This window comes from Nocardioides sp., assembly GCF_016462705.1.
Taxonomy (GTDB): domain Bacteria; phylum Actinomycetota; class Actinomycetes; order Propionibacteriales; family Nocardioidaceae; genus Nocardioides.
The window spans coordinates 1-16,131 of sequence record NZ_JAEMSS010000027.1 but is presented as its reverse complement, the minus strand read 5'-3'; the positions used below and the strand labels follow the sequence as shown (position 1 = coordinate 16,131).

Here is a 16,131-nt window from a genome sequence, read left to right as displayed (position 1 = left end):
CGCCGCCGGCCGAACGACGGCGGCGGCCTCCTGCTCCCCTGCTCGCCGCCGGGTCGGTCGTGGGCGCACTGGCCCTCGTCCCTCTCGGCTTCGTCGTCGTCTACACCGCACTGATCGGACCGGGCGACGCCTGGGACCTCGTGGCCCGACCGCGGGTGGGCGAGCTCCTCGGCAACACCGTGACCCTGGTCGTGGGCTGCACGGCGACCTGCACCGCGCTCGGCGTCGGGTGCGCATGGCTGGTGGAGCGCACCGACGTCCCGCTGTCGCGGGTCTGGCACGGCCTGCTGGTGGCCCCGCTCGCCGTGCCGGCGTTCGTCAACAGCTACAGCTGGGCCTCCCTCGTCCCCGGCATCCACGGCTTCACCGGCGCCCTGGTCGTCATCACGTTGTCCTACTACCCCCTCGTCTACCTGCCGGTCGTCGCCGTCCTGCGCGGGTTGGACCCGGCGCTCGAGGAGGCGGCGTACTCGCTGGGGCACAGCCGCGCACGGACCTTCGCGCGGGTGGTCCTACCCCAGCTGCGGCCGGCGGTCCTGGGTGGCTGCCTGCTGGTGTCGTTGCACCTCCTCGCGGAGTTCGGCGCCCTGCAGATGCTCCAGTTCCCGACCTTCACCACGGCGATCTACGACCAGTACGGCTCCACCTTCAACGGGGAGGCGGCCAACATGCTCGCCAGCGTCCTGGTGCTGCTGTGCATGCTGATCCTGCTCGCCGAGCTGCGGCTGCGGGGCCGTCGCCGCTACGCGCGGGTGGCCCGAGGAGCGGCCCGGCCGGTCGAGATCATCCGGCTCGGCGGCGGCCGGGGCCCGCTCACGCTGGTCCTCGCCGCGGTGGTGGCACTGGCCGTCGGGCTGCCGGCCTACAGCCTGGTCCACTGGCTCCGGGTCGGATCGTCGACCGAGTTCCCGGTCGGCGAGCTCGCCGCGGCCGCCGGCACCTCCCTGGGCCTCGGCGCGGCCGCGGCCGCCGCGACCGTCGTGCTCGCGATGCCCGCGGCCTGGCTCGCGGTGCGCTACCCGGGCCTGACCAGCAACCTGGTGGAGCGCAGCACGTACGTCGCCAACGCGCTCCCCGGCATCGTGGTCGCCCTGGCCCTGGTGACCGTGTCGATCCGTGCGGTCCAGCCGATCTACCAGACCTACGTCCTGCTCCTGCTCGCCTACGCGATCATGTTCCTCCCGCGCGCGGTGGTCAGCGTGCGTGCCGCCCTCGAGCAGGCGCCCGTCCTCCTCGACGAGGTCGCCCACAGCCTGGGCGTCGGGTCGCTCGCCACGGTGCGCCGGGTGACGTTGCCGATCATCGCCCCCGGGATCGGCGCCGGCGCCGCGCTGGTGTTCCTCGCCGTCTCGACCGAGCTGACCGCGACCCTGATGCTGGCCCCGATCGACACCACGACCCTGGCCACGCGCTTCTGGGCGGAGTCGTCCTCGGTGGCGTACGGCGCGGCCGCGCCGTACGCCCTCCTCATGGTGCTCATCTCGATCCCGGCCGCGGTCCTGCTGGGCCGTCACGCGAGCCTCTCGTCGCCGTGGGAGGCCCCACGATGACCAGGCTCGAGCTGCGAGGGGTCAGCAAGTCCTTCACGGACGTACGCGCGGTGGCGGCGGTTGACCTGACGGTGCCGCACGACTCCGTGACCGCGGTCCTCGGACCGTCAGGGTGTGGCAAGACCACCCTGCTCCGGCTGATCGCCGGGTTCGTGGTGCCCGAGGCCGGCACGATCAGGTTCGGCGACGTCGTGGTGGCCGGTGACGGCCGCGCCCTGCCGCCACAGCAGCGCAAGGTCGGGTACGTCCCCCAGGAGGGCGCGCTCTTCCCGCACCTCGACGTGGCGGCCAACATCGCCTTCGGCCTGCCACGCAGCCAGCGTCGCTCGGCCCGCGTCGGCGAGGTGCTGGACCTCGTGGAGCTGCCCGCGGCCTTCGGCTCCCGGTACCCCCACCAGCTGTCGGGCGGCCAGCAGCAGCGCGTCGCCCTGGCCCGGGCGCTGGCGCCGGAGCCGTCGGTGGTGCTGCTGGACGAGCCCTTCTCCTCGCTCGACGCCTCGCTGCGCGCCAGCACCGGACGGGCCGTCCTGCGCGCCCTGCGGGTGGCGCACGCGACCGCCGTGCTGGTCACCCACGACCAGGACGAGGCGCTGAGCCTGGCCGACCAGGTCGCGGTGATGCGCGAGGGCAAGGTGGTGCAGGCCGCCACACCTCGCGAGATCTACCGCTCCCCGGTGGACGCCGGGGTCGCCCGCTTCGTCGGCGGCGCGGCGATGCTCCCCGCGGCCGTGCGCGCTGGCGTGGCGTCGACCGCCCTCGGAGAGCTCCCCGTGGCGGGTGATGTCGGTGACGGCGCGGCCGAGGTGCTGGTGAGACCCGAGCAGGTGCTGATCGGGGCGGGCGCCGCGACCGTCAAGGCGCGGGTCGACGAGGTCGCCTACTACGGCCACGACGCGTCGGTCACGCTGACCGTGCTGCCCGATGGTCCCGTGGTGGTGGCCCGGGCCGGAGGCCTGGACGTCCCGGAGGTCGGCGCCACGGTCACCGTCTCCGTGGCCGGCCCGGTGGTGGTCTTCCCGTGACGGTGCTGCTCGCTCCCGACCGCACCCGGCGCGAGTCGGTCTTCGGTCTCGCTCGGCACGGCGGCCGCCCGGCCTACCTCGGCCCGGACGGCGAGGTGAGCTATGCCGAGCTCGCCGAGCGCGTCGACGCATTCGCCCACGACGTGCTGGGAACCACGCGACGTCTGGTCATGGTCGAGGGCGCCAACCACCCCGACGCGCTGGTGGCCTACCTGGCCGCGCTCCAGCACGGACACGTCGTCCTGCTGGTCCCCGACGATGCCGCCCACCGGTCCCGGTCGCTGATGGACACCTACGACCCCGACCTGCTGGTCCGGCGCACGGACGACGGATGGCAGAGCACCCCGCGGCGCGAGGGGTCGGCCCATGACCTGCACCCGGACCTGGCCCTGCTGCTGAGCACGTCCGGGTCGACCGGCTCGCCCAAGCTGGTCCGGCTGTCGGAGGACAACATCACCAGCAACGCGGCGAGCATCGCCGGCTACCTCGGCCTGACCTCGCACGACCGCGCGGCCACGACCCTGCCCCTGCACTACTGCTACGGGCTGTCCGTCGTGCACAGCCACCTCTCGGTCGGCGCCGGTCTGCTGCTGACGGAGCAGTCGGTCGTCGACCAGTGCTTCTGGGACCGTTTCGACGACGCCAGGGCGACGTCGTTCGCGGGCGTCCCCTACACCTTCGAGCTGCTCGAGCGGTCCGGGTTCGCCGAGCGGCGGCACCCGTCGCTGCGCCGTGTCACCCAGGCCGGCGGTCGGCTCGCACCCGACCTGGTCCGCCGGTACGCGTCGCTGGGCGAGCGCGACGGCTGGGACCTCTTCGTCATGTACGGCCAGACCGAGGCGACCGCCCGGATGGCCTACCTGCCGCCGGAGCTCGCTGCCACGCGACCCGAGGCCATCGGCGTCCCCATCCCGGGCGGGTCGCTGCGGCTCGACCCGGTCGAGGGTGCCGATCCCGGCGTGGGCGAGCTCGTCTACTCCGGCCCCAACGTGATGCTCGGGTACGCCGACTCGGCGGCCGACCTGGCGCGGGGCAGGACGGTCAGCGAGCTGCGCACCGGCGACCTCGGCCGGCTCCGCGACGGGCTGTTCGAGGTCACCGGGCGGACCGGGCGACACGCGAAGCTGTTCGGGCTGCGGCTCGACCTGGACCGGGTCGAGGAGCAGGCCTCCACGCCCCGGACGCCCGTCTGGTGCGCCGCGCACGGCGAGTGCCTGCACGCCTTCACCACCCGCCCACGTCGCGCCGACGCCGTCCGCGCCCGGGTGGCCGAGGCCGCGGGGCTCCCGGTCGGGGCCGTCCGGGTGCAGCACGTCGCCGAGCTGCCGCGGACCGGCTCGGGCAAGCCCGACCGGGCGGCGCTGACCCGGATGGCCGAGCTCACCACCCTGGCCGAGGCCGGACGGCCCGGCGCCACGGCCCAGTCCGGACCGGTGACGCCCGAGGAGGTCCGCGACGAGATCGCGCTGGTGCTGGGCCGGCCCGACGCGACGGTGGACTCCACCTTCGTCGGGCTCGGCGGCGACTCGCTCTCCTACGTCGAGCTCGCCACCCGGCTCAGCCGTCGGCTCGGCGACCTGCCGCCCGACTGGCCGCACCGCACCGCGACCGAGCTGGCATCGGCCCGGCGCAGCGGCCGAGGCGTGCTCCTCGACCCGACCATGCTGCTGCGCGCACTGGCGATCCTCGCGGTCGTCGGCTCGCACGCCGACCTGTTCACGGTCATGGGCGGGGCGCACGTGCTGCTGGCCGTCGCGGGCTACAACTTCGCCCGCTTCCACCTCACCGACGCGCCGCGCGCCGCCCGGGTGCGCAACGCCCTCGTCGCCACCGCCCAGGTCGTCGTGCCGAGCACGCTCTTCATCGCTGCCGTAGGCCTGACGACCGGCGCCTACGACCTGCGCACCGCGGTCTACCTCAACGGACTACTGGGGTCGGACCGGTGGACCGACCAGTGGCAGTTCTGGTTCCTCGAGGCCCTGGTGTGGACCTCGGTGGTGCTCGCCGCCCTCCTGTCGCTGCGCGCGTTCGACCGCTGGGAGCGGCGCTCGCCGTTCGCGACGGCGGCAGCACTGCTGGCCGTCGCACTCGCTGTCCGCTTCGTCTGGGTGGGGATCGAGGCCGGTCCCACCGAGCGCTACACCGTCGGCGTCGTGGCCTGGTGCTTCGCAGCCGGCTGGCTGGCACAACGAGCGCGGACCACGGCGCACCGGGGGGTGGTGCTCCTCGGGACGGCGGCCGGGGTGGCCGGGTTCTTCGGCGACCCGCAGCGCGAGCTGCTGGTCGTCGTGGCGGTCGCGGCGCTGGCCTGGGTGCCCTCGGTCCGCGTGCCCGCCCGGGTCGCCTCGGTGGTCGGCGTACTGGCCGCGTCGTCCCTGTTCGTCTACCTGACGCACTGGCAGGTCTACCCCCACCTCGAGGACGACTACCCGCTGCTGGCGACGCTCGCCTCGTTCGCGGTCGGGATCGCCTACTGGCAGCTCATGCGACCACTGGTCCGCCGCCTGGGGGCGGCGCTCCGCTGACCTCGGTCAGCTCGTCCCAGTCGGTGACGACGGGCACCAGGCGGCCTTCTGCCCAGGCGTCGAGCTGGTCGAGGTGGTGCGGGCTCCGGGGGTCGCCGGACGCGCCCATCGGCACCACCCAACCGCTGGCTCCGACGCCGGACAGGTCCCACACGTACCGCGCGACGGATCCCCGGTAGCACTCGTCGGTGATCGCCGGCAGGGAGCCGGTGCAGCGCACGCAGTCGATGTCGCCGCTCACCGGCACCGCCGGCACCGGCGGTGCGACCAGGTCGTCGTCGCCGAGGTCGAAGCCGTGGGTGGGACCGAGCACGTGCGTGTCGCCCCACGTGGCCGGGTGACCGACCGCGTCGTCGAGGGCGAGGGTCGCCAACCGGCGCACGTCGATCCCGAACGGCCGGGCAGCGGCGCTCGCGGCGAGGATGGTCTCGAGCGCGAGACCGACCCACGCGGTGATGTCCAGATAGGGCGCGAAGACAGGGCCGTGGACTCCGTTGTCGCGGAGGTCCGCGAACGCCGGCTCCGCGACCAGCCGCCGGGTCAGCGCCGTCCGCCAGGCGGCGTACGCCGCCGCGCCGGCCGAGTCGGCGTCCATCCGGCCGTCCCAGGACACGATCAGGTCCTGCACCTGGGCGCCCCCGGGTCCTGGCCGCAGGTCGCGGACGAGGCGCACGGGGCCGAGCGCGGCGGTGTTGACCGTGTCGTCGTGGAACCGCTCGAAGTCCGCCGGCGTCAGGTCGTCGCGCCCGCGGAGGAGCGTGTGCAGCCGCTGGGCCCGGTGCTGGGGCGCGAAGGTGTTGCCGATCGGCGCGCTCTCGGCACCCCGGCGCTCGTTGGCGGTGACGACCTGCCCCTCGGGTGGCACGTCGTGGCGCGGGAGGTCGAGCCAGCCGGTCCAGCCGCCGTCCGGGTCGTCGCTCGCGACGATGCCGTGGCGCTGGGCGTCGGGGTGGACCGGGACCCGGCCGGCGTACCGGAACCGGACCGTGCCGTCCCGGTCGGCGATGACCACGTTGTTGCCCGGCTCGACCCAGGCGTCGAGGGCGGCGTCCACGTCGTCGACGGTCCGCGCGCGCAGCAGCGGCAGCAGGGCGTCGAAGCCGAGGTCACCCAGGACCGTGGCGGCGTCCCGGACGGCGAGCCCACGGCCACCCGCGCGGTCGATCTCGAACAGCGGCCCGCGCGGGGTCGACGCCACCTCCACCGGGACCGGGTCCTCACCGCGGACCTGGACCAGCTCCTCGCCGCTCTCGACGACGTCGTCCAGGGACTCGTCGAAGACGTCCTGGTAGTCGGCGCACGCGTTCGTGATGGCCCAGGCGACGTCACCGGCGTGCGCGAAGTGCTGGACCCCCGGGACGCCGGGGAACGTGAACCCGACGACGTCGAAGTCGTCCCCGCCGTCCGGGCTCTCGCAGACGAGGCGCACCTGCGCGTAGACGCCGGGCGACTCGATCACCCGGTGCGGGTCGCCGCCGACCAGCGGGAGGCCGCTCGCCGCCCGGGCACCGCCCACCGCCCAGGCGTTGCTGCCCGCGGTGACCGCTCCGTCACGCGCCAGGAAGCGGGCGTGGTCGCCGAGCACCGAGCGGGCCCGGTGCTGCCACAGCTTGTCCGGCAGTGCGGCGAAGAGCAGGTGCTGGGCGTGGAAGACCGCCAGCGGCGTCCAGGGCTCCCAGGGGGCCGGTTCGATGCCGAGCCGCTGCAGCTCGGGAGCGTCCGCGTGCAGGCCCGCGTTGACACCGTCGACGTACGCCGAGACGAACGACTGCGACTCCGCGCCCAGGGTCGCGAAGGCGCGCCGCGCGGTGTCGGCGATCCGGGTCCTCCGGACCAGGACGTCCCAGTCGAGCAGGCGCCGGCCGAGGACCTCGGCCGCGCTGCCCGTCGCGCGGCGACGGAGGTGCTCGAGCTGCCAGGCCCGGTCCTGGGCAGTGACGAAGCCCTGGCCGCGCGCCAGGTCGAGCACCGAGGTGGCCCGGACGTGCGGGACGCCGTACGCGTCGCGGTAGAGCCGGGCCACCCGGTGACCCTACGCAGGGATGTGCCCGAAGTGGCCCTTCTGGAAGTCCTCGTAGGCCTGCATGACCTCGGACTTGGTGTTCATCACGAACGGGCCGGCCCAGGCCAGCGGCTCGCGGATCGGCTGCCCGCCCACGACGATCACGTCCATCTTCGGCGAGCGGGTCTCCTGGCTGCGGTCCGCGGTGAGCGAGAGGTAGTCACCCGCGCCGAGCACCGCCGACTGGCCCTGCTGGATCGGGCGTGCCTCGGTGCCGACCGTGCCCTTGCCGTTGAGGACATAGACCAGGGCGTTGAAGTCGACGTTCCAGGGCAGGTCGAGGCGGGCACCGGGCTCGAGGGTGGCGTGCACCAGCGACATCGGGGTGAACGTCGACCCCGGCCCGTCGTGCCCGTCCACCGACCCGGCGATGACCCGGACCAGCGCACCGGCGTCCGCGGAGCCGAGCAGCGCGACCTCCTGGGAGCGGATGTCCTGGTACTTCGGGTTGTTCATCTTCGCGTCGCGGGGCAGGTTGACCCAGAGCTGGATGCCGTGGAACAGGCCGCCCTGCTGGACCAGCCACTCCGGCGGCGCCTCGATGTGCAGCAGCCCGGAGCCGGCGGTCATCCACTGGGTGTCACCGTTGGTGATGGTGCCCCCGCCGCCATGGCTGTCCTGGTGGTCGAAGACGCCGTCGATGATGTAGGTGACCGTCTCGAAGCCGCGGTGCGGGTGCCACGGGGTCCCCTTGGGCTCGCCCGGCGCGTACTCCACCTCGCCCATCTGGTCCATCATGATGAACGGGTCGAGCTGGGCCAGGTCGATGCCGGCGAACGCGCGCCGCACCGGGAAGCCCTCGCCCTCGAAGCCGGTGGGAGCCGTGGTGACCTGCCAGACCGGGCGCGGCTGGTCGCCCAGGCCGGGCTCCTTCACACGGTCGAGCACGGTGAGGTCGTCGACGGTGATGGCGGGCATGGCGGTCACTCTCTTCGGTCGGGGGGTGGGACAGCCGCCTCAACGGTAGTTGAAGATTGGATATTCCGGCTAGCGCTTCTTGCGCACCGGCAGCGGCGCCAGCGAGTTGCCGGGGCCGATGTCGGCGCAGTTCCCCGCGAACGGGGTGCCCGCGAACCGCTCGGCGAGGAACGCCATGGCGGCCGGGAAGAACTGCACGCCGCCCTGGGTGTGGTCGGCGCCGTCGTACACCTCGAACTGCACGGGCACCCCCTGCCCGCAGTACTGGTGGGCGAGAGCCTCGACGTCCTTGGCGACCATCACGTCGTCACCCGTCCCGTCGTGGTCGCCGACGCCCATGTACATCGGCATCGTCGGGTGGCCCTTGGCGCTGCCCATGATCAGCCGGTTGACCACCCGCGCGAACGCCGGGACCCGGAGGAACCGCTTGTACTTCTTCTTCACCAGCTGCTGCACCCGCAGCCCCGGGTAGTTGCCGTTGAACCCGCCGATGCACTCGTCTGCGACCTCGTCGGTCACCTTGTCGCCGTACGCCGACTGGTACTTGCTCATCCGGAGGCCGAACGCCCGGCCCAGCGAGACGAGGACCGCCGGGATGACGCCCGACCAGCTGTCGGTGCCGTTGATGTAGCTGAGGTTGTGGGCGAGGTGGACCGGCACGCCGCCGATGGCCGTGCCCACGATGTTCAGCTCCGGCGCGTACCGCGGCGCGAGCTCGCTCGCCCACTCGCCGGCGATCGACCCGCCGGAGTAGCCGAACAGCCCCACCTCCTGGCTGTTGGACATGCCCAGGAAGCTCTCGGTGGCCCGGATGCTGTCGAGGGTGCTCCAGCCGGACTCCTGCCCGGCCACCCAGTGCAGGTCGGTGCCCTCGAAGTCCGGCACCGTCACCGCGTAGCCCTGCGCGGCGAGCGCCGTGACCAGCCCGGCCTCGGTCGTGGCCAGCTCCATGTTCTCCTGGCCCGGGTCGCCGCCGCGCAGCGTGTAGCTCGGGCTGCACTTGTCGCCGAGGGCGTCGTAGAAGCTGAGGTAGGCCACCAGGCCCGCGTTGGCGGGTCCGGTCGGGTTCACCACCGTCGTCACGGTCACGCTGGGCTTCTTCTGCTGGTCCTGCGTTCGGTAGAGCAGCTGGGTCGCAGGGAGCAGGCCCTGGCCGGACTGGGGCAGCCCGATCGTCACCGAGCGGGTCTTGAGCACCGTCCCGCGCTCGATCTTCCGCAGCGGCTTCTTGCCGGTGTAGCGGTAGAACGGGTCGTCGTGCGGGAGGGGGATCGCCGCCGCCGCGGCCGCTGCGGCCGACGTGGAGGCAGGAGCGGACGGCGCGGCGCCGTTGCTGGCCGGTCCCGCGAGCCCGGCGAGGACCACGAGGAGGGCCACGCAAACGATCGTGAGAGGGCGGGTCGTGCGTGACATGGGGGCCTTTCGATGGACGCCGCTGGACGTCGGAGGGTCTGGACGGGCAACGACCCGCCGTCTGCTGCGGTTACGGTTCCCGGATTTCGGCGCACCCGGCACCCGCTGGTAGCGTTGGTGGTCGCTTCAAACCACGCGCCATTAGCTCAATTGGTAGAGCAGCTGACTCTTAATCAGCGGGTTGGGGGTTCAAGTCCCTCATGGCGTACCAGCACCGTTCCTGATCCACCGGGTTTCCCGAAAACCCGGGCTCGACGCTCGCCAGCCACGATGATGGCTCCATGCTGAGCGCGCGGTGATGACGAGGCGCGGTCGCCTTGCGACCCTCCTCGTGAGCGGGTTCATCGCGCTCGGCCTGGTCGGGTCGTGGGTACTGGCCGACGCGATCGGGGAGCAGGAAGCGGACCGCGCCGGCGCGGCGATGGACCTGCGGGTCCAGGTGGTGGAGAGCGCTGTCGCGGCCGAGGTGCGGCGCTACGTGGAGACCAGCATGGACCTGGCCGCCGCGATCGGCGCCCAGAGCGACCTGAGCGCCGCGGACTTCACGGCCCTGAACATGACACTGACACGGGAACGCCTGCCCGGGACCACGGGAACCTCGCTGGTGGTCCCGGCGGCCCACGACGACATCCCCCGGCTGCAACGGGACTGGCGGGCTCGCGGCAACCCGGACCTCGTCCTCAGCCCCTTCGGCTCCGATGACGACCACCTGTTCGTCGTGCTCAACCACCCTCTCGACGGCATCCCGGTGCAGACCGGACGCGACGTGAGCGAGGCGTCGGAGCCGACCGAGGCGCTCGCCGAGGCGCGCAGCCGCGACCAGGTGACGGCCAGTGCCACCTACGTGCTCCTCAAGGACCGCGAGCGGCCGACGACCGGGCAGCAGCAGTCCTTCGTGCTGGCCGCACCCATCGTGGGGGCGGCCGAGACCGCGAACGAGGGCGTGTTCCTCGGCTGGCTCCTCCTGGGCATGCGCGGCCGCGACTTCCTCGACGAGACGATGGCCCGGGCCTCGCAGGACGCGGTGGCGGTGACCCTCACCGACGACTCGACGCCCACGACCGAGGCCGTGCTGGTGGCGGGGGTCGACCTGGGGAACGTCGTCGAGGGCACCGGACTCGAGCGCACCGTCACCATCCCCGTCGCGGGGCGGACCTGGCGGCTGCTGGTGCAGCCCACGGAGGAGTTCATGTCGAGCCTCGGTCCCTCACGCAGCACCCGGGCGCGCAACGCCGGAGTCCTGTTCACCCTGCTGCTGGCAGTGCTGCTGGGCACCTTGTCGACGTCTCGGCAACGGGCCCTGGCCAAGGTCGACCGGGCCACCGCGGCACTGCGAGCCGACATCGGGCGCCGCGAGGAGGTCGAGGCGGCCCTGCGGGCCCGGGAGGAGGAGCTGCACGTGATGGCGTTGACCGACTCGCTGACCGGGCTGGCCAACCGCCGGGCCTTCATGGAGGCGCTCGACCGGGCCCACTCCCGGGCCGTGCGCCACGGCACCCGCCTGAGCGTGCTGTTCTGCGACATCGACCACTTCAAGACGGTCAACGACACGTTCGGCCACGCGGCCGGCGATGCCGTCCTGCGTGAGGTCGCCTCGCGGCTGCGGCAGCACTTCCGCACCGAGGACACGATCGGGCGGCTCGGCGGTGACGAGTTCGCCGTCATCTGCGAGGACGGCGCCGACTTCACCCAGGTGCTGCTGGACCGCCTGCGCGACGCCCTGGCGGAGCCCCACCGCATCGGAGGAGCCCTGGTGGCGGCCCCGGTCAGCGTGGGGTTGGCATCCCCGAGGGACGGCGAGACCGGCGCCCAGCTCCTCGAGCGCGCCGACAGCACCATGTACCGCGACAAGGCGCAGCACACCCTCACGTGAGCGGGGCGTCCCGCACCGACGGCGTCCGCGCCGTCGAGCACCGCGGGCGAGACTGGGGAGTCAGCCCGCCCGGCCGGTGTCCCTCAGACCCGCTCCTGTCGCGAGCCGTCTGGGCGGCGAGATGACCCTCCCGTTCGGCGTCCGGATCTCCGTCGGTGCCGCCGGGAGGGTCACGATGAACGCCGGGTCGGTCAGGTCGTAGCGCACCGTGCCGCCGTGGGCGCGGACCAGGTCCCGGGTCACCGAGAGCCCCAGTCCCGAGCCGCCGGGAGCGGAGCCGGGGCCCTGCGAGTACCGCTCGAAGAGACGGGGGATGAACGTCTCGGAGACGCCCGGGCCAGCGTCGCTCACCCGGAACACCACCATGCCGTCAGGCTCGGAGCGGACCCGGACCGAGACCGGCTCGGCCCCGTGCCGCTCGGCGTTCCGGATCAGGTTCGACAGGATCTGCTGCAGCCGGAGTGGATCCACCCAGGCCACGAGCCCCGGCTGGCAGTCGATCCGCAGGTCCAGCCCGGGGAAGCCGGCCGCGGACTCGGCGAGCTGGGACTCGACGTCGAGCAGCTCGGGCAGCACCTCGAGGTCGCCGTGGGCGGCGACCGCCGCGGTCTGGAGGTCCTCGGTGAGCAGGCTGAGCCGCCGCACCAGGACGAGGCAGCGCTGATGGATGCGGGCCACGAACACCGGGTCGACCTGCTCGTCGTCGACGATCTCGAGATACCCCTGGAGCCCGGCGATCGGGGCCCGCATGTCGTGGCTGACGACGGCCGTGACGTGGTCACGCAGCCGCTGGGCCTCGAGCAGGTCGTTGATCTGGGCCTCGAGGTCGTGGTTGTCGGCGGCCAGTCGCCGGCGCACCTGGGCGTTCTCTCGCAGGATCACGCCGAGCACCACCGCGGACGCCGCGATCCCGAGCAGGCGGGCGCCGTACCAGGCCAGGGTGAACCGGTCCTCCTGCATGAAGGTGAAGGCGACGTCGCCCAGCCAGGCGGCGGCCGCCACGACGCCCCAGACCTCGATGCCGTTGCTCGTTCCGCGGCGGAGCACGCCCGCCAGTGCCGTGAGCACCGCGGCGGTCGTGATCGCGAGGACGACCCCCATGCCGAGGCTGTCGTAGCTCCCGGTCTCCGGGTCGACGATCGTGGGCAGCGACCCCGGCTCGAGGGCGAGCCAGACGAACAGGACTCCCGGGCCGGCGGCCACGGACCCCGCCAGGGCCAGGAGGGTGCTCCGACGCGTCAGCCGCCCGCGGCCCTCCCATCCGAGCGGCCAGGCGGCGAGGGCGACGGCGATCAGCAGTGGCGGCCCGGTGTGCCGGAGCGCCCAGATCCAGGCGGTGCTGTTGGCGTCGGACGCGAACGTCGGCGTCGCCGTCAACGCACCGGGGACCGCGAAGGCCAACATGACCACGAAGGCGCCCGACCAGAGGAACGCCATGGCCAGCAGCAGCGGTCGCGGGCCCATCCCGGTGCGGGACATGCCGATGAGCAGCCCGACGGTGATGAGGTCGCAGGCCAGGACCAGCGTCAGCCAGCCGACCGTGAACCCGGGGACGACCGGCCCGTCCGTCCCGGCGAAGGGAAGTCCGACGAGCACCAGGACAGGCACGCACGCAGCCACCAGCAGCGCTGCCCGGCGGCGTCGAAGCGCGGCCCCCCGGCCGCCCCCATCCTCCATGCCACGAGCATGAACGCTTCTCGAAATGCCCAGCGAACAATCCGGGAAATGTGGCCCAACTGAGCACTTACCAACACGCGGCGATGCTCTCCGCGGTCGCTGCTGCCTCTCAGACCCCGTCCGTCTCGACGATCACAGTGGTGGCCTTGACCACGGCGACCGCGGGCTTGCCCACCTCGAGGCCCAGCTCGTCACACGCGTCCCGGCTCATCAGGGAGACCACGCGGAAGTCGCCGCAGGCCATCTCGACCTGCGCCATCACCTCGTCGCGCTTGACCGCCACCACGATGCCGGCGAACCGGTTCCGGGCACTGGAGGTGCTCGAGGCGCCGGCCAGCGACGCCAGCAGCGGAGCCAGCTCGTCGGCCCGCAGCACCCGCTGGCTGCCACGACGCTCGAAGGTGACCTTCCCCTCGGCCTCCCAGCGTCTCAGCGTGTCCACGCTGACCCCGACCGCCTGGGCGACCTCGCCGATCCTCAGGTACGTCGCCATCGCGCCAGCCTAGAGCGGGTAGACGGCGACCTCGGTCGCCTTGACGCTGAACGTGACCTGCTGGCCGGCCGCGAGCTCGAGCGCGGCGACGGACTGGACCGTCACGTCCGCCGCCAGGCCCTGGCCACCCTGGCCGCCCGCCACCGCGCGGACCCGGACCAGGTCACCGAGCGGCTCGAGGCCCGTGACGGTGACGGCGAAGCTGTTGCGCGGGCTGCCCGTGACCGGGGCACGGTAGACCGCGACGGCGTGCGGCCGGAACGTCGCCACGACCCGGTCCCCCGGCTGCGGGACCGGCCCCGACGCGAGCCCGCGCACGGCGCTGCCCCAGTCGCTGCGCACCTCCTCCCCCGTCCAGGTGCCCTCCACCAGGTTGAGGCCGGCGAGCCGTGCCGCGAACGGGCTCCTCGGCCGGGAGAGGACCTCCGTCGCGGGACCTTCCTCCACGACCCGACCGGCTTCGAGCACGACCACCCGGTCGGCCAGCAGCAGGGCGTCCAGCACGTCGTGGGTGACCAGCACGACGGTCCGGTCCGCCAGGACCCCGCGCAGCAGCTGCCGCATCGCCGGGGCCACGTCCACGTCGAGGGCCGCCATCGGCTCGTCGAGGAGCAGCACCCGGGGGTCGGCGGCGAGAGCCCGGGCGACCGCGACCCGTTGCGACTGGCCGCCGGAGAGTTGCCCGGGCCTGCGACCCGACAGCTCGCCGACGCCCAGCCGGTCGAGCCAGCCCTGGGCGCGCTCGCGCGACTCGCGTCGGGCGGCCCCCGCGCTGCGCGCCCCGAAGGCGACGTTGTCGAGGGCGCTGAGGTGCGGGAACAGCAGCGGCTCCTGGCCGAGCAGCGCGGTACGCCGGTCGTGCGGCGGGACGTGCACCGACCGGCCCACCCCGGCCACGGTCAGCTCCCGGCCGTCCAGGACGACCCGGCCGTGCCGTGGCCGGACCAGGCCGGCCATGACCGCGAGCAGCGTGGACTTGCCGGCGCCGTTGGGGCCGAGCACCGCGAGGGTCTCACCGTCGGCGACGGTGAGGGCGGCCTCGACGTCCCGCTCCGGCACCCGGACGTCGAGCTCGAGGCTCACAGCGCGCTCCGGCTCTGGCGGGCCAGGCCGATGACCAGCACGGCGACGACGACGAGCACCAGGGCCAGCGCCACGGCCGCGTCGGGGTCGGTCTCGCGCTGCAGGTAGATCTCGAGGGGCAGGGTGCGGGTGACCCCCTGCAGGCTTCCGGCGAAGGTGATCGTCGCGCCGAACTCGCCCAGCGCCCGGGCGAAGGCGAGCACCGCTCCCGACAGCAGTCCCGGAAGGACGAGCGGCAGCGTGATCCGGCGGAACACGGTGGTCGGACGCGCCCCCAGCGACGCCGCGACGACCTCGTAGCGCTCCCCCGCCGTGCGCAGCGCCCCCTCGATGCTGATGACCAGGAACGGCAGCGCCACGAACGTCTGCGCCATCACCACGGCGACGGTGGAGAACGCCACCTGGACCCCGAGCGCGTCCAGGGACTCGCCCAGCAGACCCCGTCGGCCGAACGTGTAGAGCAGCGCCAGGCCACCGACCACCGGCGGCAGGACGAGCGGCAGCAGCACCAGCGAGCGGACGACGCCCTGGCCGCGGAACTCGGTGCGGGCCAGCACCGCCGCCATGGGAACCCCCGCGAGCACGCACAGCACGGTGCTCGCGGCCGACGTCTGCAGGCTCAGGACGAACGCGGCCCGGGAGGACTCCGAGGTGATGAGGTCGCCAAAGCTCGCCCAGTCGACGCGCGCGACGATGGCGACGAGCGGGAGCAGGACGAACGCCGCGCCGACCGCCGCGGGGACGAAGACCCAGCGCGGCAGTCTCACGGCTCGCCGAACCCGGCCTCGCGGAGGAGGGCCTGGCCCGCATCGCCGAGCACCAGGTCGACGAAGTCCGCGGCGAGGTCGCTCACCTCGCTGTCCGCCAGCGTGGCGATCGGATAGCGGTTCACGGCCGCCGATGCCTCCGGGAAGTCCACGCCGTCGACGGCTCCGTCGGCGCCGAGCACGTCCGTGACGTAGACGAGCCCGGCATCGGCCTCGCCCGAGGTGACCTTCGCCAGGACGTCGGCCACCGACTGCTCCTCGCTCACCGGGGCCAGGTCCACCCCCGCCGATTCGGCTGCCTTCTGGGCAGCCGCCCCACAGGGCACCACCGGCGCGCAGGTGACCAGCGTGACGCCGGCATCCGCGACGTCGGCGAGGGACGCGATGCCCAGGGGGTTGCCCGGCGCGACCACGATCTCCAGCGTGTTGGTCGCGAAGACCCGCGGCTCCCCGCCCTCGAGCCCTTGGGCGGTCAGCTTCTCCATGGTGGCCAGGTCTGCCGACGCGAAGACGTCGGCCGGCGCGCCTTCCTGGATCTGCGCGACCAGGTCGGCCGAGCCACCGGAGCCGAGCTCGACCCGGACACCGTCGTGCTGCGCCTCGAACTCCTGTCCGATCTGCTCGAAGGTGTCGGCGAGCGAGGCGGCGGCGTAGACCGTGAGAGTGCGCTCGCCCTCGTCCTGGTCGGACCCGCAGGCGGCCAGCACCGTCGACGCCACGAGGGCGGCGGCGAGGGCAAGGGCGAGGG

At 73.4% G+C, this 16,131-nt stretch carries 12 protein-coding genes and 1 tRNA gene; 5 read left to right on the top strand and 8 right to left on the bottom strand.

What is annotated here, in order from left to right; all coding sequences use genetic code 11:
* The first annotated feature begins 59 nt into the window (after nt 1-59).
* The 3 genes from JHD21_RS05490 to JHD21_RS05480 are packed head-to-tail and all read left to right on the top strand — an operon-like array spanning nt 60 to nt 5,097.
* Nucleotides 60-1,550 (top strand): iron ABC transporter permease, encoded by a 1,491-nt coding sequence (locus tag JHD21_RS05490; protein WP_292672297.1) that lies wholly within the window; start codon nt 60-62, stop codon nt 1,548-1,550.
* On the top strand, nt 1,547-2,572 hold the full coding sequence (locus JHD21_RS05485; protein ID WP_292672295.1) for an ABC transporter ATP-binding protein: 1,026 nt from the start codon (nt 1,547-1,549) through the stop codon (nt 2,570-2,572). The genes JHD21_RS05490 and JHD21_RS05485 overlap by 4 nt, the downstream gene beginning before the upstream one ends.
* Nucleotides 2,569-5,097: an AMP-binding protein gene (locus JHD21_RS05480; protein WP_292672293.1), complete on the top strand. Its 2,529-nt coding sequence runs from the start codon at nt 2,569-2,571 to the stop codon at nt 5,095-5,097. The genes JHD21_RS05485 and JHD21_RS05480 overlap by 4 nt, the downstream gene beginning before the upstream one ends.
* Here JHD21_RS05480 and JHD21_RS05475 read toward each other — a convergent pair.
* The 3 genes from JHD21_RS05475 to JHD21_RS05465 form a co-directional block, all read right to left on the bottom strand.
* Complete coding sequence (locus JHD21_RS05475) at nt 5,054-7,120, bottom strand: penicillin acylase family protein (protein WP_292672291.1); 2,067 nt, start codon at nt 7,118-7,120, stop codon at nt 5,054-5,056. The two genes, JHD21_RS05480 and JHD21_RS05475, sit on opposite strands and share 44 nt — an antisense overlap.
* A gap of 9 nt (nt 7,121-7,129) precedes the next feature.
* Nucleotides 7,130-8,077 carry a pirin family protein gene (locus JHD21_RS05470; protein ID WP_292672290.1) on the bottom strand — a complete coding sequence of 316 codons (948 nt, stop codon included), beginning with the start codon at nt 8,075-8,077 and terminating at the stop codon, nt 7,130-7,132.
* 69 nt (nt 8,078-8,146) lie between these two features.
* Nucleotides 8,147-9,454 (bottom strand): lipase family protein, encoded by a 1,308-nt coding sequence (locus tag JHD21_RS05465; RefSeq protein ID WP_292672288.1) that lies wholly within the window; start codon nt 9,452-9,454, stop codon nt 8,147-8,149.
* Nucleotides 9,455-9,625: 171 nt separating this feature from the next.
* On the opposite strand from JHD21_RS05465, the gene JHD21_RS05460 reads away from it, so the two are divergent.
* Both JHD21_RS05460 and JHD21_RS05455 read left to right on the top strand, forming a co-directional pair.
* Nucleotides 9,626-9,701 (top strand) — tRNA-Lys (locus JHD21_RS05460).
* 120 nt (nt 9,702-9,821) lie between these two features.
* Nucleotides 9,822-11,363, top strand: a complete 1,542-nt coding sequence (locus JHD21_RS05455) for a sensor domain-containing diguanylate cyclase (RefSeq protein WP_292672286.1) — start codon at nt 9,822-9,824, stop codon at nt 11,361-11,363.
* 60 nt (nt 11,364-11,423) lie between these two features.
* Here JHD21_RS05455 and JHD21_RS05450 read toward each other — a convergent pair whose 3' ends face one another.
* From JHD21_RS05450 to modA, 5 genes are all read right to left on the bottom strand, one after another.
* The gene (locus JHD21_RS05450) at nt 11,424-12,971 is read right to left on the bottom strand and encodes an MASE4 domain-containing protein (protein WP_292672284.1); all 1,548 of its coding nucleotides are present in this window, start codon (nt 12,969-12,971) and stop codon (nt 11,424-11,426) included.
* Between the two features lie 178 nt (nt 12,972-13,149).
* A complete protein-coding gene (locus JHD21_RS05445; protein ID WP_292672283.1) occupies nt 13,150-13,533 on the bottom strand; it encodes a TOBE domain-containing protein in 384 nt (127 codons plus the stop codon).
* 9 nt (nt 13,534-13,542) lie between these two features.
* Nucleotides 13,543-14,616, bottom strand: a complete 1,074-nt coding sequence (locus JHD21_RS05440) for an ABC transporter ATP-binding protein (RefSeq protein ID WP_292672281.1) — start codon at nt 14,614-14,616, stop codon at nt 13,543-13,545.
* Entirely contained in the window at nt 14,613-15,383 is a 771-nt protein-coding gene (locus JHD21_RS05435) for an ABC transporter permease (protein WP_365695546.1), read from the bottom strand. Before JHD21_RS05435 ends, JHD21_RS05440 begins: the two co-directional genes overlap by 4 nt.
* Nucleotides 15,380-16,131, bottom strand: a 752-nt coding sequence (gene modA / locus JHD21_RS05430; RefSeq protein WP_365695544.1) for a molybdate ABC transporter substrate-binding protein, incomplete at its 5' end; no start/stop codon positions are given. The genes modA and JHD21_RS05435, both read right to left, overlap by 4 nt.